The following is a 24,601-nucleotide window of genomic DNA, read 5'->3' on the forward strand; positions in this document are numbered from 1 at the left end:
CCCGTCACCTAGAGCGCGTCAGCGCCGCGCTCGCCGGTGCGGACCCGTACGACGGAGTCCACGGGGACGCTCCACACCTTGCCGTCACCGATCTTGCCGGTGGCCGCCGCGCTCACGATGACGCGGATCAGTTCCTCGGCGTCGGAGTCGTCGACCAGCACCTCGATGCGGATCTTGGGAACGAGGTCGACCTGGTACTCGGCACCGCGGTAGACCTCGGTGTGGCCGCGCTGGCGGCCGTAGCCGCTGGCCTCGGTGACCGTGAGGCCCTGCACTCCGAAGGCCTGGAGGGCTTCCTTGATCTCGTCCAGCTTGTGCGGCTTGACGATCGCGGTGATCAGCTTCATGCGTCAACCTTCTTGCTCGCGGCGGAGGGGGTGGGGGCGGCGGTGCTGCGCGAGGCCGCGCCGCCGCCGGCTCCGCTGAAGTCGTAGGCGGTCTCGGCGTGTTCGACCTGGTCGATGCCGGCGACCTCGACGTCCTCGCTGACCCGCATCCCGATCGTCTTGTCGAGGAGGAAGGCGAGCAGCGCGGACGCCACCAGAGAGTAGGCGAGGACGGAGAAGACCCCGATGGCCTGCTTGCCGAGCTGTTCGAGGCCGCCGCCGTAGAAGAGGCCGGCCACGTCGGACTGGACCCCGCCGGTGGCGAAGAGGCCGACGAGCAGGGAGCCCACGACTCCGCCGACGAGGTGGACGCCGACCACGTCGAGGGAGTCGTCGTAGCCGAACTTGTACTTGAGGCCGACCGCCATGGCGCAGAGCACACCGGCGATGACGCCGATCGCGATGGCCCCGAGCGGGCTGACCGCACCGCCGGAGGGGGTGATGGCGACGAGGCCGGCGACCGCGCCGGAAGCGGCGCCGAGGGTGGTGAAGGAGCCGTGGCGCAGCTTCTCGTAGCCGAGCCAGGCGAGCATGGCGGCGGCGGTGGCGACCTGGGTGTTGACGAACATGACCGCGCCGACGCCGTCGTCGTTGCCGAGCCAGGAGCCCGCGTTGAAGCCGAACCAGCCGAACCACAGCAGACCGGCGCCGAGCATCACGAGCGGCAGGCTGTGCGGGCGCATCGGGTCCTTCTTGAAGCCGACGCGCTTGCCGATGACCAGGATCACGCCGAGGGCTGCGGCGCCGGCGTTGATGTGGACGGCCGTGCCGCCCGCGAAGTCGATGACGCCGAGCTCGAAGAGCCAGCCGCCCGCGCCCCAGACCCAGTGGGCGACGGGGAAGTAGACGACGGTGACCCACAGGACGGTGAACAGGGCCCAGGCGCTGAACTTCACGCGGTCGGCGAGGGCGCCGCTGATCAGGGCCGGGGTGATGACGGCGAACATCAGCTGGAAGACGGCGAAGACGTAGACCGGGATGGTGTAGCCGTCCCACAGCTCGGTGATCCCGATGCCGCTGAGGCCGACGTAGTCGGAGTTCCAGCCGATGAGGGAGCCGGAGTCGGTGCCGAAGGCGAGGCTGAAGCCGTAGAGGACCCAGAGGATCGTGACGATCCCCAGGCTGATGAAGCTCATCATCAGCATGTTGAGGCTGCTCTTGACGCGGACCATGCCTCCGTAGAAGAAGGCGAGTCCCGGGGTCATCAGCATGACCAGGGCGGAGCAGATGAGCATGAACCCGGTGTTCGCGGCAGACAGCGTCGGGGCGTCTGCCGCGAGGGTCGTGATGGCTGATGCCATCGGCGTCTCCTCGTCGTCGGTACGTTCGCGTGCGGGCGATCGTGAAAACCTGAGCGGCGGCATTGGGAACTGGCCGGTTATTGGCCATGAGATTCGCGCAGGCCGGTTTCCGGCGGCGCCGCTGGGTGTTTCGCGCCGATGACGAAGAGGTCGGGCGTGTTACGCGTCCATGAACTGGGCGGGTGGTGCAACCGGCCGCGGCGGTGACCCGGACGTCCTGGCTGGGGGAGCCTGATCGGGCTTCACGGGGTGACTGCCGCGGCCGGAGCCTGAGGGGCGGCCGCTCGGGCCGTCAGACGGCCTCCGCGGCTTCGGGGAGCCGGGAGGCGAGGTGATCGGTGAGCCGGACCACCTCGGCGACGTCGCCGTACTCACGGGCGGCGCTGTCGACGGTCTTGCGCAGGCGCGTGTTCACCCGTTCGGACCGCACCTTTCCCGCCACGTCGAGGGCCCTGCCGACGAGGGCCGCGGCCTGCTCCGGCTCACGCTGGAGCAGGTGGACGGTGGCCATGCCGATGAGGTTGAGCGCGTAGGAGCGCTGGTGCTCCTCGTCCTTCTCGAAGAGCTCGACGGCCCGCTCCATGACGGGCTCCGCGAGGGAGGCGTACATGGGGCTGCGCCCGGCCACGTAGGCCAGGTCCCGGTACGAGTGGGAGTTCTCGCCGTTCAGCTCGGCCTCGGAGAAGAAGCGGATCCAGTCGGGCTCGGGCTCGCCGCCGAAGGCGACGTCGGAGAAGGTGTCCTCGGCCATCCGCACGGCCCGCTTGCAGCGGCTGGGCTGGCCCATGTTGGCGTACGCGCGGGCCTCCATCGCATACAGCATGGCCTGGGTGCGCGGGCCGGCGCAGTCGCGGCTGCCGTACTGCGCGAGGTGGACGAGTTCGAGGGCGTCCTCGGGGCGGCCCAGGTGGATCATCTGGCGGCTCATGCCGGAGAGGATGTACGAGCCGAGCGGCTTGTCGCCGGCCTCCTTCGCGGCGTGCAGGGCGAGGACGAAGTACTTCTGCGCGGTGGGGTGCAGGCCGATGTCGTAGCTCATCCAGCCGGCCAGTTCGGCCAGTTCCGCGGCGACCTTGAAGAGCCGTTTCATGACCGGGGCGGGGTGGTTCTCCTGGAGCAGGTCGGTGACCTCGTGGAGCTGGCCCACGACGGCCTTGCGGCGCAGCCCGCCCCCGCACTGGGCGTCCCACTGGCGGAACATGACGGTGGTGGCGTCGAGGAGGTCGAGTTCCGGTTCGGAGAGCCGGGGCGGGCGGTGACCGCCGAGGGCCCCCGTCGCCCCCGCGGTGCGCGGTCCCGGGTCGGCGGCCGGGACCGGCACGAGCCAGCGCTGCATGGGCTCGATGAGGGCGGGGCCGGCGGAGAGCGCGAGCGAGGTCCCGAGGAAGCCGCGGCGGGCCAGCATCAGGTCGCTGCGGGAGAACTCGCCGAGCAGCTCGACGGTCTGCGGGCCGGCCCAGGGCAGGTCGACCCCGGAGACGGAGGGGGTCTGGTGGGCGGTGCGCAGGCCGAGCTGCTCGATGGCGACGACGGAGCCGAAGCGCTCGGAGAACAGCTCGGACAGGATGCGCGGGACGGGCTCGCGGGGCTGTTCGCCGTCCAGCCAGCGGCGCACCCGGGAGGTGTCCGTGCTGATGTGGTGGGCGCCCATCTGGCGGGCCCGGCGGTTGACCTGCCGGGCGAGTTCGCCCTTGGACCAACCGCTGCGGACGAACCACGAGGTCAGCTGGTCGTTGCGCGCAGCAGCGTCCTCGATCGTTCCGCTTGCGCCGTTGCCGCTCACTGGAACGCCCCCATCCGCTCAGCCTCTTCCACACGAAACCCTGGCCGGGGCGCAGGGCGCCGCCACGGACCTTCACAGGTCCTTCACGCATTGCCTCCGGCATACCCACGGACGGGTCTGCCTTTGGGGTTCGCGTACCGAAAGTAATCCTACGATCACCCCTGCGGCGAGGTCGATTCCAGAAACGCCACCATTCGCCACCCCTTCGAATGAACTCGCCACCGGCCAGGCGCGATTCACTTGACACCGAGGTGAAACGGATCGGTTGGACTGGAGTGCGCTCGGGGCGCGCGCGGCGAGGAGTGCGCCGGGCCACCCGCGGACGGCACCCCGTGGCGGACCCCGGTCCGCGGGTTCCGCCGACGTCGTCGCCTCCGGCGTCGTAACCACCGGCGCGTCCGACCCGTTGGAGGGGGCATGGGCATGGGCTTCACGATCGGCGGCAGCCGCGGCACCAGGGAGTTCCGTTCCGGCACCCGGCGCCGCGGCCGGACCTCGGAGTGCACGGCGGTGGCGGAGTACACCGGGCTGTGGGGCTGGGACGTGGTCCCCGGCGCCCGCGCCGCGGCGCCCGCCCGCGACTGTTCCTGCGGGGACGCGGAGTGCGTCTCCCCCGGGGCGCATCCGCTCCCCTTCGCACCCACGGTCAAGGCCGGGGCCACCCTCGACGAGGTCACCGAGGCCTGGGGCGACTACCCGGGCGCCGCGGTGCTGCTCCCCGTGGGCCGCGCCTTCGACGTCATCGAGGTCTGCGAGGAGGCCGGCCGGCGGGCGCTGGTGCGGCTGGAGCGGATGGGGCTGCCGCTCGGCCCGGTCATCGTGACCGCGGACGGCCGGGCGCAGTTCTTCGTGGCCCCGGGCGCGGCGGCCGAACTGCCCCAGCTGCTGTACCGGATGGGCTGGGACGACGCCGACCTCGACCTGCGGGCGCTCGGCCACGGGGACTACGTGACGGCCCCGCCCTCGGACCGGGCCGGGCTCGGCCAGGTCGGCTGGCTGCGGCCGCCCGCGCTGGACTGCGCCGGGGGCCCGCCGCAGGCCCGGCTGCTGCTGGGCACCCTCGCCTACATCTGCCACCGCTCACGCCGGTAGCCGCTGCCACGCCCACACCCCCCACGCAACGGTGCCCCCGCGTTCCGGTTCGGAACTCGGGGGCACCCGTTGTGCGCGCAGACCGCGCTCAGTCGCCGATGAGGGCGTCGACGAACGCCTCCGGCTCGAAGGGGGCCAGGTCGTCCGGGCCCTCGCCGAGTCCGACGAGCTTGACCGGGACGCCCAGCTCGCGCTGGACGGCGACGACGATGCCGCCCTTGGCCGTGCCGTCGAGCTTGGTCAGCACGATGCCCGTGATGTCCACGACCTCGGCGAAGACACGGGCCTGGGTCAGGCCGTTCTGCCCGGTGGTGGCGTCGAGGACCAGCAGGATCTCGTCCAGCGGGCCGTGCTTCTCGACGACGCGCTTGACCTTGCCGAGCTCGTCCATGAGGCCGGTCTTGGTGTGCAGGCGGCCGGCGGTGTCGATGAGCACCACGTCGGCGCCCTCGGCGATGCCCTCCTTGACCGCGTCGTAGGCGATCGAGGCGGGGTCGCCGCCCTCGGGGCCGCGTACGGTACGGGCGCCGACGCGGTCGCCCCAGGTCTGCAGCTGGTCGGCGGCGGCGGCGCGGAAGGTGTCGGCCGCGCCGAGCACCACGCTGCGGCCGTCGGCGACGAGCACCCGGGCCAGCTTGCCGGTGGTGGTGGTCTTGCCGGTGCCGTTGACGCCGACGACCATGATCACGCCGGGCGTGTCCTCGCCGCTCTCCGTCTTCACGACGCGGTCGAAGTCGGTGCCGACCAGGGTCAGCAGCTCTTCCTTGAGCAGGGCGCGCAGGTCCGCCGGGGTGCGGGTGCCGAGCACCTTGACCCGGTCGCGGAGCCTGTCGACGAGCTCCTGGGTGGGCACGACGCCGACGTCGGCGATGAGGAGGGTCTCCTCGATCTCCTCCCAGGTGTCCTCGTCGAGGTGCTCCCGCGAGAGCAGCGTGAGCAGCCCCTTGCCGAGGGAGTTCTGCGACCGGGCGAGGCGGGCGCGCAGCCGGACCAGGCGGCCGGCGGTGGGCTCGGGCACCTCGATCGCGGGTGCGGCCGGGGCCTCGGGCTCGGCGGCCGGCGCCTCGACCGGGGCTTCGGCCTCCGCCTGCGGGAGCCCGACCTCCTCGATCGTGCGGCGCGGCTCTTCCGCCGTCTCTACGGCGTCCTCCCCCACCTGCGGTTCGGCAGGCGGGGCAGTGATGGTCGGCGAGCTGGGCGGTGCCGGGGGCAGCTGCTTCTTCTTGCGGCTGCTGACCACGAGCCCGCTGATCACGCCGACCGCGACCAGGGCGATGACTACAGCAAGGATGAGGATGTCCATAACCTCACCAGTATCGGCCACGGGCGGCCCGGAGCCCGGACCCCGGGCATTCAACCAGGACGTAAGCCTCTGCTTGTTGTTTTAGCGGCAAATCTACGATGATGGACGACTTCCCCTCGTCCCTCCCCCACGGAGCAGCCGCATGCCTGCCGAGCCCGCCGACGGCGGAACCGAAACCGCGATCGAGACCCGCGGGCTGGAGCCCGTCCCGGACGGCGAGCGCGGCGGCCGGGTCCGCGATCTCGTCCCCACGTGGGTCGCCGCCAACATCAGCGTGCTGCTGCTGACCATGGGCGCGGGCCTGGTGATCTTCAACAGGCTGAACATCTGGCAGGTGCTCGTCGTCGCGGTCGCCGCGCCGGTCGTCTCGTACGGGATGGTCGGCCTGATATCGATCGCCGGCAAGCGCGGCGGCGCTCCCGGCATGGCCCTCTCGCGCGCCGTGTTCGGGCAGCGCGGCAACCTCTTCCCGGGCTCCCTGATCTGGGTGGCCCGGTGGGGCTGGGAGACGATCAACGCGGTGAGCGGCGCCTACGCCGTGCTGACCGTGCTCGACCTGCTCTTCGGGATCAAGAGCAACACCCCGCTCATCGTCGTCACCCTGCTGTTCTTCGTGGGCTGCACCTTCGTGGTCTCGGGCCTCGGCATCAAGGCGCTGCGCGTCTGCTCCACGTGGTCGACGTACCTCTTCGGGGCCTTCAGCGTGCTCGTCCTCGGGTACCTGCTCTTCACGACCGACTGGTCCGCCGTCCTCGGCAAGCCGGCCGGCTCCACCGCCATGATGATCGCGGGCATCGGCACCATCGCGGCCGGCGGCATCAGCTGGGTGCCCTCGGGCCCCGACTTCACCCGCTACCTGCCGCGCACCGCCTCCTCCAAGGGGCTGGTGGGCGCGACGATCGGCGGCGCCGGTGTCGTCGTCCTCCCGATGGTCCTGATGGGCGCGGTCATGGCCGTCGGCACTCCGGACCTCGCCACCGCCCAGGACCCGGTGTCCTTCATCGGCGAGCTGCTCCCGACCTGGATCGCGGTCCCGTACCTGCTGGTCGCGCTGGTCGGGATGCTGCTGATCAACTCGATGTCCATGTACTCGGCCGGCTTCACCGCGCAGACCCTCGGCATCAAGGTGCCGCGGGCGTGGGCGGTCAGCGTCAACGCGGTCATCAGCCTGGTCTTCGGCTTCCTGCTGATGGTGGTCGCGACGAGCTTCTTCGGTTCCTTCATCTCCTTCCTGACGCTGCTGGCCGTGGCCTTCTCGGCGTGGATCGGCGTCTTCGGCGTGGACATGCTGCGCCGCCGGACCTACGACGGGGCCGCGCTGCTGGACACCACGCGGACCAGCGCCTACTGGTACAAGGGCGGTTTCGCCTGGCAGGCCATGACCGCGTGGGCCCTGGCCCTGGTGGTCGGGCTGCTGTTCACCTCGGTGGACTGGTTCAGCGGGCCGCTCGCGACCACCTGGATCGGGCGCAACGGCCTCGGCTGGGTGGCCGGCATCGTGACCTCGGGCGTGCTGTACGCCGTCCTGCCGCGCACGGCTCCCGCGGAGCCGGAGCCCGGCGCGGCCGAGGAGCCCGTACTCGCCGGATCCCTGTCCAACTGACGCTGCGTCAGCTAACGTCCCCCTTCGCCCGCCCACCCACATCCGGCGAAGGGGGACTCCTCCATGCCCATCACCGTGGCCCGGTTCAATCTCGTCGACCCGAACGGCACCCCCGAGTCCCTCTCCGCCCGCTACAAGGCGGCCCTGGAGATGGCCCGGTACGCGGACGACCGCGGGATCGACACCATCCAGACCGAGGAGCACCACGGCACCGACAACAACTGGCTGCCCTCGCCCTTCGCCTTCGCGGGCGCGGTCTTCGGCGCCACCCGCCGGATCGCCGTCACCGTCTCGGCGATCATCGGGCCGCTGTACGACCCGCTGAAGGTGGCCGAGGACATCGCCGTCCTGGACCTGCTGAGCGGCGGCCGCCTCGTGACGGTCGCGGGCATCGGCTACCGCCCCGAGGAGTACGAGCAGCACGGCGTGGAGTGGGGCCGGCGCGGCCGGCTCCAGGACGAGCTGCTGGAGACCCTGCTGAAGGCGTGGACCGGCGAGCCCTTCGAGTTCCGCGGCCGCACGGTACGGGTCACCCCGCGGCCGTTCACCCGGCCGCACCCGCTGCTCCTGGTCGGCGGCAGCTCCGAGGCGGCGGCCCGCCGCGCGGCCCGGCTGGGGCTGCCGTTCTTCCCCAGCGCGCACCTGCCGGAGCTGGAGGCGTACTACCAGGCGAGGCTCGCCGAGTACGGCACCGAGGGCTTCTGCATGATGCCGGCGGCCGAGACCCCGCTGCTGCACATCGCGGAGGACCCGGACCGGGTCTGGGCGGAGCACGGCGAGCGCTTCCTGCACGAGGCCGGGATGTACGCCTCCTGGCAGTCCAAGGACATCCGCAGCGCCGTACGGTCGGCCGCGCGCTCGGTGGCGGAGCTGCGCGCGGAGGGCGTGTACCGGATCCTCACCCCGGACGAGGCCGTCGCGTACGCCCGGGGCGCGGGCGAGGCGGGGAACCTGGTCCTGCACCCGCTGTGCGGCGGGATGCCGCTCGACGAGGGCTGGCGCAGCCTGCACCTGCTGTGCGAACAGGTACTGCCCCGGCTCAAGGAATGAGCCGGGGCAGTATCGAGGAGAGGGGTGGTGGCGGGGATGGTTACCCCATCTCCTCCAGCGCCTTGCCCTTGGTCTCCGGCACCCACTTGAGGATGAACGGGATCGAGAGCAGGGCGAAGAACGTGTAGATCATGTAGGCACCCGAGAGGTTCCAGTCGGACAGCGACGGGAACGAGACGGTGATGACCCAGTTGGCGATCCACTGGGCCGCAGCGGCCACACCGAGGGCGGCGGCGCGGATACGGCCGGGGAACATCTCGCCCAGCAGCACCCAGACCACCACGCCCCAGGAGAGGGCGAAGAAGAGGACGAAGAGGTTGGCCGCGACCAGGGCGGTGATGCCCTGCGCGTGCGGCAGCGAGATGTTGTCGCCGGTTCCGGTCTTGAACGAGAAGGCCCAGGCTGCCGTACCCAGCGACAGCGCCATGCCCACGGAGCCGATGAGGGCGAGCGGCTTGCGGCCGAGCCGGTCCACGAAGATCATCGCGATGACCGTACCGATGATGTTCACGACCGAGGTCTCGAAGGAGTACAGGAACGAGTCGCTCGGGTCGATGCCGACCGACTGCCACAGCGAAGAGCTGTAGTAGAAGATCACATTGATGCCGACCAGCTGCTGGAAGACCGAGAGGCCGATGCCGATCCAGACGATGGGCAGGAAGCCGAAGCGGCCGCCGAGCAGGTCCTTGAAGGTGGACTTCACCTCGGAGCGCATGGAGTGGTCGATCTCGCGGATGCGGGCGTCGGCATCGATGCCCGAACCCTCGACCTCCCGCAGGACCTCCTTGGCCTTGTCCGTGCGGCCGACCGAGACCAGGAAGCGCGGGGACTCCGGGATGACGAAGGACATCAGGCCGTAGAGCACGGACGGGATGACCATCACACCGAGCATCCACTGCCAGGCTTCGAGTCCGGCGATCTCACCGCGCTGGTCTCCGTCGGCGAGGTTGAGGATGCCCCAGTTGACCAGCTGCGAGACGGCGATGCCGATGACGATGGCCGCCTGCTGGAAGGAGGCCAGCCGGCCCCGGTAGGCGGGCGGCGAGACCTCGGCGATGTAGGCGGGGCCGATGACGGAGGCCATGCCGATGCCGAAGCCGCCGATGACGCGCCACATGGCGAGGTCCCAGAGGGCGAACGGAAGGGCCGAGCCGATGGCACTCGCGGTGAACAGGACGGAGGCGATCTGCATGCAGCGGATTCGGCCGATCCGGTCAGCGATGCGGCCGGCGGTGGCGGCGCCGAACGCGCAGCCGATCAGGGCGGCGGCGATCACCTGGGCGAGCGCCGCGGACCCGACGTCGAACCGTTCGCGGACGGCGACGACGGCGCCGTTGATGACGGAGCTGTCGTAGCCGAAGAGGAAACCGCCCATGGCCGCGGCCGCGGCGATGAAGATGACGTGCCCGAGGTGGTCGGGGCGTGCCTCCCGGCCACTGCCGGACGCGGGTGCGTTCGCTGTGCTGGTCAAGGTGTGCTCCTGGGCCCGACGCCGACGGCGGGCGGTGTGGGGGTGTACGTCTTTACGCGTGTTCCTCCAGTGGCGCACAGCAAACTGCTCACCACCACCTGAACGTCGGACACGGCAAGCAGAGCTTATGGCTTCACTTTCTGAAGTCAATAGCCGATGAAAAACCATGAAGCATGAGTGAAGAGAGCCACAGCGTTCACTTCCTGAAGTGAACGAGTCAGCGCAGACGCTGACTGATGACCTTGGAGACCCCGTCTCCCTGCATCGAGACGCCGTACAGGGCGTCCGCGACCTCCATCGTCCGCTTCTGGTGCGTGATCACGATCAGCTGCGAGCTCTCCTGGAGCTCCTCCATGATCCGGATCAGCCGCTGCAGGTTGGTGTCGTCGAGCGCGGCCTCGACCTCGTCCATCACGTAGAACGGGCTGGGGCGCGCCTTGAAGATGGACACCAGCAGGGCCACGGCCGTCAGCGACCGCTCACCGCCGGAGAGCAGCGACAGCCGCTTGACCTTCTTGCCCGGCGGACGGGCCTCTACGTCGACACCGGTGGCCAGCATGTTGTCGGGGTCGGTCAGGATCAGCCGGCCCTCGCCGCCGGGGAACAGCCGCGAGAACACCCCCTCGAACTCCCGGGCCGTGTCCCGGTAGGCCTCGGTGAACACCTGCTCGACACGCTCGTCGACCTCCTTCACCACTTGAAGGAGATCGGCTCGCGTCTTGCGGAGATCCTCCAGCTGCTCGCTGAGGAACTGGTGGCGCTCCTCCAGCGCCGCGAACTCCTCCAGAGCGAGCGGATTGACCTTGCCGAGCTGCTGGTAGGCGCGTTCGGCCGCCTTGAGCCGCTTCTCCTGCCGGGCGCGGACGAAGGGGCCGGGCCGGTTGCGCGGGTCCTCCGGGTCCTCGGGCAGCTCCTCGCCCTCGGCGGGCGGGGACGGCGGCACCGGCTGGTCGGGGCCGTACTCGGCGACGAGCCCGGCGGACTCCATGCCGAACTCCTCCAACGCCCTGGCCTCCACCGCCTCGATGCGCAGCCGCTGCTCGGCGCCGAGCACCTCGCCGCGGTGGACGGAGTCGGTGAGCTTGTCGAGCTCCCCCTTCAGTTCCCGTCCGCGGTTGCGGGCCTCGCCGAGCTCCCGCTCGCGCAGGCCCTTCGCCCGTTCGGCCGCGACGCGCTCCTCGTCGGCCCGCAGCAGCGAGACCTCCACGTGCGCGAGGAGCTGCCGGGAGCCGTCGGCCACCGCCCGGGCCACTTCCGCCTCGTGCCGCAGCCGCGCCCGGCGCCGCTCGGCGCGGGCCCGGGCCTCGCGTTCCGCCCGGGCCGCGCGGTCGAGGGAGTCGGCCCGTCCGGCCAGCCCCTTGACCCGTTCCTCATGGGTCCGCAGCTGCAGCCGGGCCTCCATCTCGGTCTGCCGCGCGTTGGCCCCGTCGGCCGCGAGCCGGTCCCGGCGGGAGCTGTCCGGCTCCTCTTCCACCGGCAGTTCCTCGGCCGTCGCGAGCCGTTCCGCGCACTCCTCCACGTCGGCCAGCGCCTGCTCCAGCGCGTCCTGGGCCTTGGCCGCCGCGGCCGCGCTGCGCTCGGCTTCGCCGGCGGCCCCCTTCGCCTGCCCGGCGAGCCGCCCGAGCTGCTGCGCGACCCCGGCGCGGGCCTGCTCCGCGGCGCGGCGGCGCTCGGCGAGCTCCTCGACCAGGGCGGCCGCGTCCCGGCGCCGGGACTGGGCGGCCGCCTGGGCCTCGGCCAGTTCCGCGCAGCGCTCGTCCAGGACGGTGAGCTCCGCCGCGGCCTCGTCCACGGCGGCCTGCACCTCGATCAGGCTGGGCGCCCCGGCGGAGCCGCCGTGCGCGAGGTGCGCCCCGAGCACGTCTCCGTCGAGGGTCACGGCCACCGCGTCGGGCCGCGCCGCGACGAGGGCCTCGGCCGCGTCGAGCGTGTCGACGACGACGTGGTCGCGCAGCACCCAGGCGGCCGCCCGCCACGCCTCGTCGTCCCCCTCGACCAGCCGCGCCGCGGGAATCCCCTCGGCCGCGCCTTCGCCCCCGGGGCTCCGCCCCAGACCCCGCGCCTCAAACGCCGGCGAGGCTGAAATAGCGGGGCTCCGCCCCGCACCTCGCGTCTCGAACGCCAGCGGGGCTGGAATGTTCAGCCCGTCCGGCGTTTGAGGACCGGGTCCGGGCAGAGCCCGGTCTCGGGAAGGGGCGGGGTGGGGAAAGACTCCCCCGGCCGAAGCCGATGCCCGGCCCGGAGCACCGGACAGACCCGCAGGGTCGGCGGCCTGGCCCGGGACGTGTGACGGACCTGTCGGGACGGGAGGGGTGATCAAGAGGGTGGCGCGGCCCGCGTCCGTGTCGCGGAGGTGGCGGATCGCCTCGGCCGCCGCACCCGGCGAGGACACCGCCAGCGCGTCCGCCGCCGAGCCCAGCGCAGCGGCCACGGCGGCTTCGTAGCCCGGCGTCACCGTCAGCCGCTCCGCCGCCGGCCCGAGCAGCCCGGCCAGCTTCTCCCGCGCCGCGAGCAGCGCCCCCGTACCGTCCTTGCGGCGCAGCCCCATCGCCAGCGCGTCCCGCCGCGCCGACACCGCCGCCCGCGAGCGTTCCGCCCCGGACAGCGCGTCGCGCGCCGCGGACAGGCCCGCCTCGGCCGCCGCCAGCTCGGCCCGCGCGGCCTCGTGGTCCGCGTCCGCCGACGGCTCGTCGAGCCCGCCGACCTCCTCCGCCAGCGCCTCGTACTCCGCCTGCGCGGCGGCGGCCCGGGACTGCGCCCCGTCCCGCGCCGCGACGAGGCGGTCGATCTCCGCCTGCGCCGCCCCCGCGCGGGAGCGGGCCGCGCCGAGCCGCCCCGTCAGCCGGGCCAGCCCCTCGCGCCGGTCGGCGATGGCCCGCGCGGCGTCCCGCAGCCGCCGTTCCTCCTCGGCCAGCGCCCGCTCCAGCTCGGCCCGGTGCTCGGCCGTGTCCTCCAGCGCCCGCGAGGCCGCCTCCAGAGCCGCCGTCAGTTCCGCCTCCTGCTCGCGGATCCGCTCCGCTTCCCGCTCCATGTCCTCCGGGTCGCGGCCGCGCCGTTCGTCCTCCACCGGGGCCGTCGCGCTCTTCACCCGCGCGTCCGCCAGGGACGTGGTGCCCCGGACCCGTTCGGCGAGCTGCGACAGCTCGTACCAGGTCTGCTGGGCCCGCTGCAGCCGCGGGGCGAGCTCCCGTACCGCCTCCTCCAGCTCGGCCTCGCGCCGCAGCGCGAGCGCCAGCTGGGCCTCGGCGGCCTCCTTGCGCTCCTTTAGCGCCGCCTCGTCCGCGATCTCCGCGTCCAGCGCCCGCCGCAGCGTGACCAGGTCGTCGGCGAGCAGCCGCAGCCGCGCGTCACGCAGGTCCGCCTGGATCACGGCGGCCCGCCGGGCGACCGCGGCCTGCCGCCCCAGGGGTTTGAGCTGTCGGCGCAGCTCGTCGTTGAGGTCCTGCACGCGCGCGAGGTTGGCCTGCATCGCGTCGAGCTTCCGCAGCGCCTTCTCCTTGCGCTTGCGGTGCTTCAGTACGCCCGCCGCCTCCTCGATGAAGGCGCGGCGGCCCATGGGATCAGCGTGCAGGACGGAGTCCAGCTGTCCCTGGCCGACGATGACGTGCATCTCGCGGCCGATGCCGGAGTCGGACAGCAGCTCCTGGATGTCCAGCAGCCGGCAGGTGTCACCGTTGATCTGGTACTCGCTGCTGCCGCCGCGGAACATGATCCGGGTGATGGTGACTTCGGCGTAGTCGATGGGCAGCGCGCCGTCGGAGTTGTCGATCGTCAGGGACACCTCGGCGCGCCCGAGCGGCGGCCGGCCGGTGGTCCCGGCGAAGATGACGTCTTCCATCTTCCCGCCGCGCAGGGACTTCGCCCCCTGCTCCCCCATGACCCAGGACAGCGCGTCCACCACATTGGACTTGCCCGAGCCGTTCGGACCCACGACACAGGTGATGCCGGGTTCGAAGCGCAGGGTGGTGGCGGAGGCGAAGGATTTGAAGCCACGCAGGGTCAGGGACTTGAGGTGCACGCCGCCGGACTCTACCTTTCACGTTCGGTTTCACCCATGAAGGTGCAGGGCACGACTGACGCTAAAGGCATCACGCCCCCCACCTGGCCCTCTGGTCAGCGGTGCGGAGGGCGCGGCGGGAGGGACAGAGCGGGCGCGGGAGCGGTCAAAGAAAGAAGGGACGCCGAAGCGTCCCTTGCAGATCTAACGGGGCTGGAGTCGAGCGACGAGTGAGCGCGGATCAGGTGAGCGCAGGCTCCGCCTGGGGTACGTCGATGTCGATGCGGTCCAGCAGCGAGTCTCCGTCGTGCTGAGCGGCGGCCGCGTTCAGCGCGTCATTTTCAGACTGAATCCGAACGAGCTCGGACTCGAGGTCCTGGACGCGCTGCTGAAGCCGTCGCATCTCGGCGAGGAGTCGCGGATCGGAACCGCCGACGTAACCGAGAAGCGCCTTTGCCATGATGGATGGTCCTCCACACTGAGTGACCGACCGAAGCGGTGTGGGTCGTGAGGGAATCGCACCCGCGGATGTCCGGCAGCGACTGACAGTCACTGCGCTTACTACTGCCAACACTGCCAAACAGCTCAGGTGCGCGGGGCTTCCAGCGTCTCACCAAAAAGTTTGACGGTCAACACGATCACACCCCGTATCGATGGGCGTCCCTGCCCCGGCACGGGGCGTGGAGATCATCCTTACCTCCGAGCCTTCCACGGTTCGGGCCCCTCGGCAACGCGTCGGCGACGAATGCGCAGTTCCGACCGTGTGCGGACGATCAGAGGTGTGATGAGTGCATGATCAGCCGATCGGTCACCGCATCCCGAATCCGTCGTAGCCACCGCGCGGTGTGCCCCAGATCTCTGTCACTCCGTCCACCCGGCCGGGCGTGTCGGCGGAGCGCAGCCAGTCGAGCAGCCGGTGGCAATTCTCACGTTGACCTTCGGCGACCACCTGTACTCGCCCGTCGTCGAGGTTGAGCGCGAAGCCGACGACACCGCCGATCTCCAAGGCGTTCTCCCTGGTGAACCAGCGGAAGCCCACTCCCTGCACACGGCCGCGCACCCAGGCGGTCAGACGGACATCTTCGTTCATGCGTGAACGCTAACCGGGCGGTCACTTTCCGGACACATCGCCCCCCTGGCCCCATGCCGTACAGTCGCGCAGCAACGAACTCACCCATTTGGGTGAGTAAGGGTTGATCTTGTTCCGGCAAGGAAGGGCACGACAGCGATGGGACGCCACCGACTCAACGCCGCGCCGCGCAGCGGCGGCAACCGCGGCACCGTCCTGCGCACCAGCCTGCTGGGCGTCTCCGTGGCCGTGGCCCTCGGCACGGCGGCCGTCACCACCGGCATGGTGCCGGTCGGTGCCTCGTTCCCCTATGTGGGCGTCAGCGGTACGGGTGCCGACGGCGCCCCGGAAGCTCAGGCCAAGGCCTCGCCGACCCCGGGCACCGCGTCCGAGCAGCAGGGCGGCCTCGCCAGCCTGTCCGGCCGCGCCGGCACGGGCACCGCCTCCGGCACCCCGCCCAAGAGCCCGTCGACCTCGCCGTCCCCGTCCGCCTCGCCGTCCCCCTCGGCTTCGGCCCCGGCCCCGGCCTCCCCGTCGGCCCCGGCCTCGCCGAGCGCCGCCGAGTCCGCCCCGCCGAGCGCGCCGCCCTCGACCAAGCCAGCTCCCGCCCCCAAGGCCCCGGAGAAGAAGCCGGTTCCGGTGCCTTCGAAGCCGGCTCCGGAGCCCTCGAAGCCGGCCACCCCCGCCAAGCCGGCCGCCCCCGCCACCCCGGCGACCCCGCCGGACCTGGACGGTCACTCCGCCGAGGAGGACGCCGTGGTCGCCCTGGTGAACCAGGAGCGCGCGATGGCCGGGTGCGGTCCGGTCCGTGCCAATCCGCCGCTCGCGGCGCTGGCCGGAGCCTTCAGCAAGGACATGGCCACCCGGGGCTTCTTCAGCCACGACGACCCCGACGGGAACACCCCGTGGGACCGCGCCGCCAAGGCGGGCCTCTCCGGGCTCGGCGGCGAGAACATCGCCCGCGGCCAGGGCGATGCCCAGGCGGTCATGAGCGCCTGGATGAACAGCCCCGACCACAAGGCGAACATCCTCAACTGCGAGTTCCGCACCCTCGGTGTCGGCGTCCACGTCGCCGCCGGCGGCCCCTGGTGGACCCAGGACTTCGGCTTCTAAAAGGCTCAGGCGCCGACGGCGGCCAGGGCCGCGCGGCCCGCGATCACGATGCGGGTCTGCTCGGCGACGCGGCGGCCGAGGTGCTCGGCGGTCGCGATGTCGGCCTTGTGGACGGCGTCCGCGCCCTCGTCGGAGTTGCTCTGGGCGGCGGCGCCGGCGAAGACGCCGAGGCGGTTGAGGTCGTTCTCGGAGGCGGTGCTGCTGTTCCAGCCCGGCTTCAGGCCCAGGTTGACCCAGCTCATGCCGTGCTGGGCGGCGAGGATCTGGAAGAACTGCAGGGTGTGCAGCTTGTCGCCGCTCTTGGACGCGGAGTTCGTGAAGCCGGCGGCGACCTTGTCCTGCCAGACGTCACCGAACCAGCGCTTCGAGGTGGCCTCCGCGAACACGTGGAAGGCGCCGGAAGCGGTGCCCATGTAGGTCGGGGAGCCGAAGACGATCGCGTCGGACGCGTCGAGCAGCTCCCACTGCGCGTCGTCGATCTCGTCGACCTTGATCAGGTGGACGGTCGCACCGGCGTCGGCGGCGCCGCTGCGGACCGCCTCGGCGATCACGGCGGTGTGGCCGTAGCCGGAGTGGTAGGCGATCGAGACGACGGGGGTGTGCGCGATACCGGACAAGGTGCTCTCCCTCGGGAAACTCCCTCCGCCACACAAGGCGCGGTGCGGTGGGAGCAGGACTGTGACGACACCAAGAGAAGCACTAACTTTTGGAAAGCGCAACCCTCGGGTTAGCGCTGTAGAGGAGTACGCTCTTCCTATGGAGACCCCTGTCCGAACCGAAGCCGCCGAGGCCGAGCAACCGTTCGACGTCTTCGCGCGTGCCTGCCCGTCCCGCGAGACCCTGGAACACGTCACCGGCCGCTGGGGCAGCCTCACCGTGGGCGCCCTGCGCGAAGGCCCCTGCCGCTTCAACGAACTGCGCCGCCGGGTGGAGGGAGTCAGCGAGAAGATGCTCTCCCAGACCCTCCACGCGCTGGAGCGCGACGGCATAGTCCACCGCGAGGCCCAGCCGACGAACCCGCCGCGCGTCGACTACGAGCTGACCCCGCTCGGCATCGAGGTCGCGGATCGGCTGCTCTCGCTCATCCACTGCCTGGAGGGCAGCATGCCGGCGGTGCTCACCGCCCGGACCGCCTACGATGCCACGCGCGGCGGCCGCTGACAGCGCGGGCAGAAGTAGCTCGACCTGTTCATCCACGGGCGGCGGCGCATCGGGGTGCCGCAGCGCCGGCACGGCTCGTCCTCGCGCCCGTAGGCGTCGAGCGAGCGGTCGAAGTAGCCCGACTCGCCGTTGACGTTGACGTACAGGCTGTCGAAGCTGGTGCCGCCGACCGCGAGGGCGGCGTTCATGACGTCCCGGACGTGGCCGAGGAGTTCGGCGCTACGGGGGCGCGTGAGGTTGGCGGTGGGGCGCTCGTAGTGCAGCCTGGCGCGCCACAGCGCCTCGTCGGCGTAGATGTTGCCGACCCCGCTGATCAGGGACTGGTCCAGCAGCGCCCGCTTGACGGTGGTCCGCTTGGCGCGCAGCGCGAGGTGGTACGCCCCCTCGTCGAAGAGCGGGTCGAGCGGGTCCCGGGCGATGTGCGCGATGACGTCCGGCAGCCCGTCGACCGTGTTGTCGTGCAGCGAGAGCCCGCCGAAGGTCCGCTGGTCCACGAAGCGCAGCTCCGTACCGGCGGCGCCCGCGGCGGAGCCGCTGTCGGAATCGGTGAACCGCACACGGATCCGCAGGTGCTTCTCGTCGGGGGCGTCCTGCGGCTGCACCAGCAGCTGCCCGCTCATCCCGAGGTGCCCGAGCACGGACAGGTCCCGCCCCTCCAGCGGCAGCCACAGGTACTTGCCGCGCCGCTGCGGCACTCCGACCGTCTCCCCGCGCAGCCGCTCCGCGAAGTCGGCCCCGCCGCCCGGGTGGCGGCGTACGGCCCGCGGATGCAGGACCTCGACGGCCTCGATCGTCCGCCCGGCCACCCAGCGCTCCAGCCCCCGCCGCACGACTTCGACTTCGGGCAGCTCGGGCACGGTGTACCTCCGGGGACGCGGATCGGGACGCTCCCGGCGAGCGTACCGGCCCCCTGTAAACGGAATCGCCCGCCCCTGCGAGGCAGGGGCGGGCGGGTACTTCCGGAAGGAAGGGTCAGGCGTCCGGCGCCGGATCGGCGGGCGTCGCCGCCCCGCCGTCCTCGGTCACGGCCGGAGCCGGGACCTCGGCCGGAGCGGCGGCGGCCACGGCAGCCGCCGCGATCCGCTCGTCCGCCGCGGTGCGGATGCCGCGCCAGGCGGACTCCGCGGCTTGCTGTTCCGCTTCCTTCTTGCTGCGGCCGGTGCCGGTGCCGTACGAGACACCACCGACGCGAGCGGCAGCAGTAAAGGTCTTCTCGTGGTCCGGACCGGTCTCGGTGACCAGATATTCCGGTACGCCAAGACCTTCGGCCGCCGTGAGCTCCTGGAGACTGGTCTTCCAGTCCAGGCCGGCCCCGAGGTTCGAGGACTTCTCGATGAGCGGGTCGAAGAGCCGGTGAACCAGCTCCGAGGCCGCGTCGAGGCCCTGGTCGAGGTAGACCGCGCCGATCACCGCTTCAAGGGTGTCGGCGAGGATGGAGGCCTTGTCCCGGCCACCCGTGCCCTCTTCGCCCCGGCCGAGCCGGATGAAGGAGCCGAGTTCGAGGCCGCGCCCGACCTCCGCCAGTGCGCGCGAGTTGACCACCGCGGCCCGAAGCTTGGCCAGCTGGCCTTCGGGGAGATCGGGGTGGGTCGTGTACAGCGTGTCCGTGACCACCAGGCCCAGCACGGAGTCCCCGAGGAACTCCAGGCGTTCGTTGGTGGGCAGACCGCCGTTCTCGTACGCGTACGAGCGGTGGGTCAGTGCACGCACCAGAAGGGCGGACTCGAGTTGATACCCGAGCCGCCCTTCCAGAAGCGTGTGGGACGAGGCCGCGTTGTTACTGTCTGCCTGCTTCTCAGCGTTGGACAGCTCAGACATTGCGCCTCTCACCAGCCGCTCAGACCTCGAGGACCTGGCGCTTGTTGTAGGTGCCGCAGCTCGGGCACGCAATGTGCTGGAGCTTCGGCTCCTGGCAACGCTCGCACGAAACCAGGGTGGGGACCGCAGCCTTCCACTGCGACCGGCGGTGGCGCGTGTTGCTGCGCGACATCTTCCGCTTCGGAACAGCCACGGCTACTTCTCCTGCTTCTCGGCGGCGCCCTGAACTCCGTCAGAGGCAGTGCCGCTCATGTTGTCCTTCTCGTCGTCCTGATCGGTCACGACGAGTCCTTGCAATGCCGCCCAACGGATGTCGACGGCATCATGGTGGTGGTCCGGGTCGTCGTTCAGGCTGAGCCCGCAATCGGGGCACAGTCCGAGACAGTCCTCCCGGCACACCGGCTGCAGCGGCAGTGCGAGCACCACCACGTCGCGCAGCACGGGTTCGAGGTCGAACAAACCGTCCTCGAGGAAGAGCGTGTCCTCGTCGTCCTCGGCGTCGTCGGCCGGTTCCGCCTTGGAGCGGCTCCGGTCGTCGGCGTCAGGGTACGAGAACATCTCCTGGAAGTCCGCCTTGAGCTCGCGCTCGACGGACTCCAGACACCTTACGCACTCCCCCACGGCCGATGCACGGGCGGTGCCTGTGACAAGCACCCCTTCCATGACCGACTCCAGGCGGAGCTTGAGCTTCAGCGGGCTGCCTTCCGGCACCCAGATGACGCCGGCGAGACCGAGGTCCGCCGGTGCCGCGATCTCACGGGACAGCCGCTGCATGGCACCAGGACGCCGGCCCAGCTCGTGCGTGTCGAACACGAGGGGGTTGCGGTGGTCGAGGCGGGTATTCAGGGCCGTTCCTGCTTTCACAGATCGCTGAAGATCAAAAAATGCTGCATGTATGCCACACGTAAGGGCAGCACGGATCGCGGTGCATACGCGCGACCGAAGAGCCAGGATACCCGTCGAGGCGCCCAGCGCCCAATCCGGTGCTAGCGCCCCTGTTCGTACTGACGCAGCTGGTCCAGGTTGATCATGCTCGTGTCGAAGAGGCTGGTCTCGTCGAGCGAGGGCTGCTGGGGCTGCGCCTGCGCCTGCGGCTGGTAGGCCGCATAGGGGTCCGGCTGCTGGTAGGCCGCATAGGGGTCGGGCTGCTGCTGGTAGCCGCCGTACGGATCCTGGTAGGCGTACGCGTCCTGCTGCTGGGCGGCGGGCTGCTGGTAGGAGTACGAGTCGTACACGGGCTCGGCCTGGGCCGGGATCGGCGCCTGCACGTGCAGCGGCTCCGGCTCCGCCAGGCCCGCCAGGAAGTCGGAGTCGCTCGCCGAGCGCGAGGACTGGCCGCCCGCCGCGTCCTGGGCGGCCATGTGCACGCCCAGGTCGTCCGACGGGACCCGGCCCAGCAGCTTCTGGCGGCCGCGGCCCACGGCCTCCAGGGTCTTGGACAGCACCGCCTCGAAGGTCGCCAGCTTGGTGTCCACGTACGCGTCCGCCTGCTGCCGCTGCGTCTCGGGATCGTGGCTGCGCTCGGGCGCCTCCGCGTCCGGGTAGCCGTGCTCGTCCAGACCCGGGCCGCGCCCCAGCAGCTTCTCCCGGCCCCGGTCCACCGAACCGATGGTCTTGCTCAGCACGACCTCGAAGTTGGCGAGCTTGCTGTCGACGTAGTCGTCGGCCTCGGCCCGGATCTCCTCGGCCTCCCGGCGGGCCTCGTCGAGGATCCGGTCCGCCTCGGCCTGGGAGCGCCGCGCGATCTCGGTGTCGGAGATCAGCGAGCCGCGCTGGTTGTGGGCGGAGTCGATGATCCGCTCCGCCTCCCGGCGGGCCTCCTCGACCATCTGCTCGCGCCCGCCGATGAGCTCCTGAGCCTGCGCGAGCGAGCCGGGGAGCGCCTGGCGCACCTCTTCGAGCTGGGCGAGCAGCTCGGCGCGGTTGATCACGCAGGAGGCCGACATGGGCATGGACCGGGCACCGCCGACGGCCGCGACGATCTCGTCGAGCTTCTTCTGCACGTCCATGGGGGCTCGCACTCTCTCGGCCTCAGGCGGTTCCTGAGACGGACGGGACGACTGTAAGGCCACCGGGCGGGCCCCCGACACTGCCTGACGGCCCGTCAGGCGGTCAGCGGTTGCGCAGCCGCTCCAGGAGGGCCGTGTGCACGTGCGCCGGCAGCAGGTGGGCGACGTCGCCGCCCCAGGTCGCGACCTCCTTGACCAGCGAGGAGGACAGGAAGCTGTAGGTGGGGATGGTCGGGACGAACAGGGTCTCGACGCCCGACAGGCCCATGTTCATCTGGGCCATCTGGAGCTCGTAGTCGAAGTCGCTGACCGCGCGCAGGCCCTTGACGATGGCCGGGATGTCCCGCTGCTTGCAGAAGTCGACGAGCAGGCCGTGGAAGGACTCGACCTCGATGTTGCCGTAGTCGGCCGTCGCCTCGCGGATCAGCTCGATCCGCTCCTCGACGGTGAAGAGGCTCTGCTTCGACTTGTTGATCATCACGGCGACGTGGACGACGTCGTAGAGCCTGGAGGCGCGTCCGATGATGTCGAGGTGCCCGTTGTGAATGGGATCGAAGGACCCCGGACAGACGGCGCGGCGCAACTGAACTCCCTCGTTCATGAGTCTTCGCTGGTGAAGGCGGCGCGGCCGTACCACAGGGTGCCCTCACCGTACTTGCGCGACCGGAGCGGCTCGAAGCCCTCGGGCCACGGGAAGGCGCCGCTCCTGGTGCTGCGCTCCACGGTGACGAGCGCATCGTCCGTGAGCCAGCCATTGGACCGGAGTGTGAGGAGGATCTCCCGGAGATCACCGCTGTCCACGGCGTACGGCGGGTCCAGGAAGACCACGTCGTACGGGTCCCCGGCCGCCCGGGCCGCCACGATCTGCTCGGCCTTGCCCGCGCGGAACTCCGCGCCGGGCAGCCCCAGCGTCCGGATGTTGTCCCGGATCGCCTTGGCGGCCATGGCGTCCGCCTCCACCAGCAGGGTGTGGGCCGCGCCCCGGGAGAGGGCTTCCAGGCCGACGGCACCGGAGCCGCCGTACAGGTCGAGCACCCGGGCCCCTTCGACGCCGTGCAGCGACTCCCAGGTGGAGAAGAGGCCTTCGCGCATCCGGTCCGAGGTCGGGCGGGTGCCGGTGCCGGGGGGCACGGCCAGCCGTCGCCCGCCGGCGCTGCCGGCGATCACGCGGGTCATCTGGGGTCCTTCGGTACGGCGGTAGGGGGCGCCGCGGGGCCGCGGCGGCACTCCAACGATAGGTCGTGCCGCTCAGCCCTTCTCCAGGTACTGCTCGCGCTCGGTGTCGAGCAGGGCGTCCAGCGCGGTCCGCAGGCCCGGCAGCCGCTCCAGCCCGGGGTCCTCGGCGACGACGCGGGTGGCCTCCTCGCGGGCCTGGGCGATGACCTCCTCGTCCTCGATGACGGCGAGCATGCGCAGCGAGGAGCGGACGCCCGACTGGGCCTGGCCCAGCACGTCGCCCTCCCGGCGCTGCTCCAGGTCGATGCGGGAGAGCTCGAAGCCGTCGAGGGTGGCGGCGACGGCGGCCAGCCGGGCCCGGGCGGGGCTGGCCTCGTGCATCTCGCTGACCAGCAGGCACAGGCCGGGCGCGGAGCCGCGGCCGACGCGGCCGCGCAGCTGGTGGAGCTGGGAGACGCCGAACCGGTCCGCGTCCATGATCACCATGGCGGTGGAGTTCGGGACGTTCACCCCGACCTCGATGACGGTGGTGGCGACGAGCACCTTGACCTCGCCCGCGGCGAAGCGCCGCATGACGTCGTCCTTGTCGGCCGGGTCCATCCGGCCGTGCAGCACCTCGACGGACAGCCCGGCGAGCGGGCCGCGGGTCAGCTGCTCGGCGATCTCCAGGACGGCCAGCGGGGGCCGCTTGTCCCCGTCCTCCTCGGCGGCCTTCTTCTTCTTGGGCTCGTCCTCGCCGTCGCCGATGCGCGGGCACACCACGTACGCCTGGTGCCCCTTCTCCACCTCCTCGCGGACCCGTTCCCAGGCCCGGGTGAGGAAGTGCGGCTTGTCCTTGGCGGGCACCACGTGGGTGGCGATCGGCGAGCGCCCGGCGGGCAGCTGGTCGAGGACGGAGGTCTCCAGGTCGCCGAAGACGGTCATGGCGACCGTGCGCGGGATCGGGGTCGCGGTCATCACCAGCAGGTGCGGGGGCTGCTTGCCCTTGGACCTGAGGGCATCGCGCTGCTCGACGCCGAAGCGGTGCTGTTCGTCCACGACCACCAGCCCGAGGTCGTGGAACTGCACCTTGTCCTCGATCAGCGCGTGCGTGCCGATCACGATCCCGGCCTCGCCGGTGACCAGGTCCAGCAGCGCCTGCCGGCGCGCGGGCATCCCCATCGACCCGGTGAGGAGCACCACCTTGGTGCCCTGGTCGGAGCCGCCGAGCATTCCCCCTTCGGCGAGCTCGCCCATCATCTCGACGATGGACCGGTGGTGCTGCTGCGCGAGCACCTCGGTGGGCGCGAGCATCGCCGCCTGCCCCCCGGAATCCACCACGGCGAGCATGGCCCGCAGAGCCACCATCGTCTTTCCGCTTCCGACCTCGCCCTGGAGGAGGCGGTGCATGGGGTGGCTCGTGGTCAGGTCGTCGAAGATCTCCTTCGAGACGGTGCGCTGGCCGTCGGTGAGGGTGAACGGGAGCTTCGCGTCGAAGGAGTCGAGGAGGCCGCCGGGGGTGGGGCGGCGGGGGACGGCCGGGAGCTGGGCGTCGGCGTGGCGGCGGCGGGCGAGGGCGACCTGGAGGACGAAGGCCTCGTCCCACTTCAGGCGTTGGCGTGCGTCCTCGATGTCGGCCTTGGTGGCCGGGCGGTGGATCTTCAGCAGGGCCTCGGTGAGCGGGACCAGCCCGCGGCCCTCGCGCAGGGCGGGCGGCAGCGGGTCCACGGCCTCCTGGGCGCTGGGCAGCACCGCGTCCACGCACTTGGCGATCTTCCAGGACTCCATCTTCGCGCAGGCCGGGTAGATCGGGATGAGCTGGTTGGCGAAGGCGGTCGCGGCGTCCCGGTCCGAGGCGTCCGTGCCGAGGGGCTCATAGGCGGGGTGGGAGAGCTGGAGCTTGCGGTTGAACATGCCGACCTTGCCGGCGAACATGGCGCGGGTCCCCGGCAGCAGGTCCTTGTGCGGCTTGTGGACGCCGGCGCCGAAGAAGACCAGCTGGAGGCGGCCGCTGCCGTCGGTGATGGTCACCTCCAGGCGCTTGCCGCGACCCCCGTTGAAGGTCAGGATCCGGGCGTCGGCGACCTGCGCGACGACGGTCACGTGCTCGTCGATCTGGTCGGCGAGCTCGGCCAGCGAGGTCAGCTCGCCGCGCTCGGCGTACCGCCGCGGGTAGTGGTGGAGCAGGTCCAGGGCCGTGTGCAGGCCGAGCTGCTCGGCCAGCACCTTGGCGGTGGCGGGTCCGAGCGTCTTCTTGAGGTCTTCGTCGAGCGCGGGCACGTGTTCCATT

The 24,601-nt window shown here is 71.3% G+C and carries 22 protein-coding genes; 5 read left to right on the top strand and 17 right to left on the bottom strand.

Annotated features, from left to right (window positions below; genetic code table 11):
• Positions 1-8 precede the first annotated feature (8 nt).
• The 3 genes from ACFYZ4_RS19180 to ACFYZ4_RS19190 form a co-directional block, all read right to left on the bottom strand.
• On the bottom strand, positions 9-347 hold the full coding sequence (locus tag ACFYZ4_RS19180; RefSeq protein ID WP_030009357.1) for a P-II family nitrogen regulator: 339 nt from the start codon (positions 345-347) through the stop codon (positions 9-11).
• Positions 344-1,687, bottom strand: coding sequence for an ammonium transporter (locus ACFYZ4_RS19185; RefSeq protein WP_351287760.1), 1,344 nt, complete (start codon positions 1,685-1,687; stop codon positions 344-346). Before ACFYZ4_RS19185 ends, ACFYZ4_RS19180 begins: the two co-directional genes overlap by 4 nt.
• Before the next feature lie 292 nt (positions 1,688-1,979).
• On the bottom strand, positions 1,980-3,470 hold the full coding sequence (locus tag ACFYZ4_RS19190) for a hypothetical protein (protein ID WP_390784418.1): 1,491 nt from the start codon (positions 3,468-3,470) through the stop codon (positions 1,980-1,982).
• Positions 3,471-3,893: 423 nt separating this feature from the next.
• Between ACFYZ4_RS19190 and ACFYZ4_RS19195 the strand changes: the two genes are divergently transcribed.
• Positions 3,894-4,562, top strand: coding sequence for a bifunctional DNA primase/polymerase (locus ACFYZ4_RS19195; RefSeq protein WP_351287757.1), 669 nt, complete (start codon positions 3,894-3,896; stop codon positions 4,560-4,562).
• A gap of 88 nt (positions 4,563-4,650) precedes the next feature.
• On the opposite strand, the gene ftsY is transcribed toward ACFYZ4_RS19195, so the two are convergent.
• A complete protein-coding gene (gene ftsY / locus ACFYZ4_RS19200) occupies positions 4,651-5,865 on the bottom strand; it encodes a signal recognition particle-docking protein FtsY (RefSeq protein WP_390784419.1) in 1,215 nt (404 codons plus the stop codon).
• A 142-nt stretch (positions 5,866-6,007) separates the two neighbouring features.
• Here ftsY and ACFYZ4_RS19205 point away from each other — a divergent pair, with 142 nt between their 5' ends.
• Positions 6,008-7,468, top strand: a complete 1,461-nt coding sequence (locus ACFYZ4_RS19205; protein WP_351287751.1) for a cytosine permease — start codon at positions 6,008-6,010, stop codon at positions 7,466-7,468.
• A gap of 63 nt (positions 7,469-7,531) precedes the next feature.
• Positions 7,532-8,518, top strand: a complete 987-nt coding sequence (locus ACFYZ4_RS19210) for an LLM class flavin-dependent oxidoreductase (protein ID WP_351287748.1) — start codon at positions 7,532-7,534, stop codon at positions 8,516-8,518.
• Positions 8,519-8,558: 40 nt separating this feature from the next.
• Here ACFYZ4_RS19210 and ACFYZ4_RS19215 read toward each other — a convergent pair whose 3' ends face one another.
• The 4 genes from ACFYZ4_RS19215 to ACFYZ4_RS19230 form a co-directional block, all read right to left on the bottom strand.
• Positions 8,559-9,989, bottom strand: coding sequence for a sugar porter family MFS transporter (locus ACFYZ4_RS19215; RefSeq protein ID WP_351287745.1), 1,431 nt, complete (start codon positions 9,987-9,989; stop codon positions 8,559-8,561).
• A gap of 217 nt (positions 9,990-10,206) precedes the next feature.
• On the bottom strand, positions 10,207-14,007 hold the full coding sequence (locus tag ACFYZ4_RS19220) for an AAA family ATPase (RefSeq protein WP_390784420.1): 3,801 nt from the start codon (positions 14,005-14,007) through the stop codon (positions 10,207-10,209).
• Between the two features lie 220 nt (positions 14,008-14,227).
• Entirely contained in the window at positions 14,228-14,446 is a 219-nt protein-coding gene (locus tag ACFYZ4_RS19225; protein ID WP_030708500.1) for a hypothetical protein, read from the bottom strand.
• Between the two features lie 348 nt (positions 14,447-14,794).
• A complete protein-coding gene (locus tag ACFYZ4_RS19230) occupies positions 14,795-15,076 on the bottom strand; it encodes an acylphosphatase (RefSeq protein ID WP_030708499.1) in 282 nt (93 codons plus the stop codon).
• Between the two features lie 138 nt (positions 15,077-15,214).
• On the opposite strand from ACFYZ4_RS19230, the gene ACFYZ4_RS19235 reads away from it, so the two are divergent.
• Positions 15,215-16,168: a CAP domain-containing protein gene (locus ACFYZ4_RS19235; protein WP_390784421.1), complete on the top strand. Its 954-nt coding sequence runs from the start codon at positions 15,215-15,217 to the stop codon at positions 16,166-16,168.
• A 5-nt stretch (positions 16,169-16,173) separates the two neighbouring features.
• Here ACFYZ4_RS19235 and ACFYZ4_RS19240 read toward each other — a convergent pair whose 3' ends face one another.
• Positions 16,174-16,785, bottom strand: a complete 612-nt coding sequence (locus tag ACFYZ4_RS19240; protein WP_351287734.1) for a flavodoxin family protein — start codon at positions 16,783-16,785, stop codon at positions 16,174-16,176.
• Positions 16,786-16,924: 139 nt separating this feature from the next.
• On the opposite strand from ACFYZ4_RS19240, the gene ACFYZ4_RS19245 reads away from it, so the two are divergent.
• Complete coding sequence (locus ACFYZ4_RS19245) at positions 16,925-17,329, top strand: helix-turn-helix domain-containing protein (RefSeq protein WP_351287731.1); 405 nt, start codon at positions 16,925-16,927, stop codon at positions 17,327-17,329.
• Here the strand turns inward: ACFYZ4_RS19245 and mutM are convergent.
• From mutM to recG, 8 genes are all read right to left on the bottom strand, one after another.
• Positions 17,302-18,186 (bottom strand): bifunctional DNA-formamidopyrimidine glycosylase/DNA-(apurinic or apyrimidinic site) lyase, encoded by an 885-nt coding sequence (gene mutM, locus ACFYZ4_RS19250; protein WP_351287728.1) that lies wholly within the window; start codon positions 18,184-18,186, stop codon positions 17,302-17,304. The genes ACFYZ4_RS19245 and mutM overlap by 28 nt on opposite strands.
• A gap of 115 nt (positions 18,187-18,301) precedes the next feature.
• Positions 18,302-19,147 carry a ribonuclease III gene (rnc, locus tag ACFYZ4_RS19255; RefSeq protein ID WP_351287725.1) on the bottom strand — a complete coding sequence of 282 codons (846 nt, stop codon included), beginning with the start codon at positions 19,145-19,147 and terminating at the stop codon, positions 18,302-18,304.
• Positions 19,148-19,166: 19 nt separating this feature from the next.
• Complete coding sequence (gene rpmF, locus ACFYZ4_RS19260; RefSeq protein ID WP_003965982.1) at positions 19,167-19,340, bottom strand: 50S ribosomal protein L32; 174 nt, start codon at positions 19,338-19,340, stop codon at positions 19,167-19,169.
• 2 nt (positions 19,341-19,342) lie between these two features.
• Positions 19,343-20,011, bottom strand: a complete 669-nt coding sequence (locus tag ACFYZ4_RS19265; protein ID WP_351287722.1) for a DUF177 domain-containing protein — start codon at positions 20,009-20,011, stop codon at positions 19,343-19,345.
• Between the two features lie 122 nt (positions 20,012-20,133).
• Positions 20,134-21,156, bottom strand: coding sequence for a DivIVA domain-containing protein (locus ACFYZ4_RS19270; RefSeq protein WP_390784422.1), 1,023 nt, complete (start codon positions 21,154-21,156; stop codon positions 20,134-20,136).
• 103 nt (positions 21,157-21,259) lie between these two features.
• A complete protein-coding gene (coaD, locus tag ACFYZ4_RS19275; protein WP_351287771.1) occupies positions 21,260-21,739 on the bottom strand; it encodes a pantetheine-phosphate adenylyltransferase in 480 nt (159 codons plus the stop codon).
• A gap of 14 nt (positions 21,740-21,753) precedes the next feature.
• Positions 21,754-22,332: a 16S rRNA (guanine(966)-N(2))-methyltransferase RsmD gene (rsmD, locus tag ACFYZ4_RS19280; RefSeq protein WP_351287716.1), complete on the bottom strand. Its 579-nt coding sequence runs from the start codon at positions 22,330-22,332 to the stop codon at positions 21,754-21,756.
• A 72-nt stretch (positions 22,333-22,404) separates the two neighbouring features.
• Positions 22,405-24,600: an ATP-dependent DNA helicase RecG gene (gene recG / locus ACFYZ4_RS19285; RefSeq protein WP_390784423.1), complete on the bottom strand. Its 2,196-nt coding sequence runs from the start codon at positions 24,598-24,600 to the stop codon at positions 22,405-22,407.
• Position 24,601: the final 1 nt, after the last annotated feature.

Origin of the sequence: Streptomyces sp. NPDC001513 (assembly GCF_042894695.1) — a bacterium.
Taxonomy (GTDB): domain Bacteria; phylum Actinomycetota; class Actinomycetes; order Streptomycetales; family Streptomycetaceae; genus Streptomyces.

Bases quoted from the DNA above. Each gene is read 5' to 3' on its own strand.
- ACFYZ4_RS19180 (WP_030009357.1), bottom strand. From the start codon at position 347: ATGAAGCTGATCACCGCGATCGTCAAGCCGCACAAGCTGGACGAGATC.
- rsmD (WP_351287716.1), bottom strand. From the start codon at position 22,332: ATGACCCGCGTGATCGCCGGCAGCGCCGGCGGGCGACGGCTGGCCGTG.
- ACFYZ4_RS19205 (WP_351287751.1), top strand. From the start codon at position 6,008: ATGCCTGCCGAGCCCGCCGACGGCGGAACCGAAACCGCGATCGAGACC.
- rnc (WP_351287725.1), bottom strand. From the start codon at position 19,147: ATGTCTGAGCTGTCCAACGCTGAGAAGCAGGCAGACAGTAACAACGCG.
- ACFYZ4_RS19195 (WP_351287757.1), top strand. From the start codon at position 3,894: ATGGGCTTCACGATCGGCGGCAGCCGCGGCACCAGGGAGTTCCGTTCC.
- ACFYZ4_RS19230 (WP_030708499.1), bottom strand. From the start codon at position 15,076: ATGAACGAAGATGTCCGTCTGACCGCCTGGGTGCGCGGCCGTGTGCAG.
- ACFYZ4_RS19270 (WP_390784422.1), bottom strand. From the start codon at position 21,156: ATGGACGTGCAGAAGAAGCTCGACGAGATCGTCGCGGCCGTCGGCGGT.
- ftsY (WP_390784419.1), bottom strand. From the start codon at position 5,865: ATGGACATCCTCATCCTTGCTGTAGTCATCGCCCTGGTCGCGGTCGGC.
- ACFYZ4_RS19210 (WP_351287748.1), top strand. From the start codon at position 7,532: ATGCCCATCACCGTGGCCCGGTTCAATCTCGTCGACCCGAACGGCACC.
- ACFYZ4_RS19185 (WP_351287760.1), bottom strand. From the start codon at position 1,687: ATGGCATCAGCCATCACGACCCTCGCGGCAGACGCCCCGACGCTGTCT.
- ACFYZ4_RS19235 (WP_390784421.1), top strand. From the start codon at position 15,215: ATGGGACGCCACCGACTCAACGCCGCGCCGCGCAGCGGCGGCAACCGC.
- ACFYZ4_RS19245 (WP_351287731.1), top strand. From the start codon at position 16,925: ATGGAGACCCCTGTCCGAACCGAAGCCGCCGAGGCCGAGCAACCGTTC.
- recG (WP_390784423.1), bottom strand. From the start codon at position 24,600: ATGGAACACGTGCCCGCGCTCGACGAAGACCTCAAGAAGACGCTCGGA.
- ACFYZ4_RS19225 (WP_030708500.1), bottom strand. From the start codon at position 14,446: ATGGCAAAGGCGCTTCTCGGTTACGTCGGCGGTTCCGATCCGCGACTC.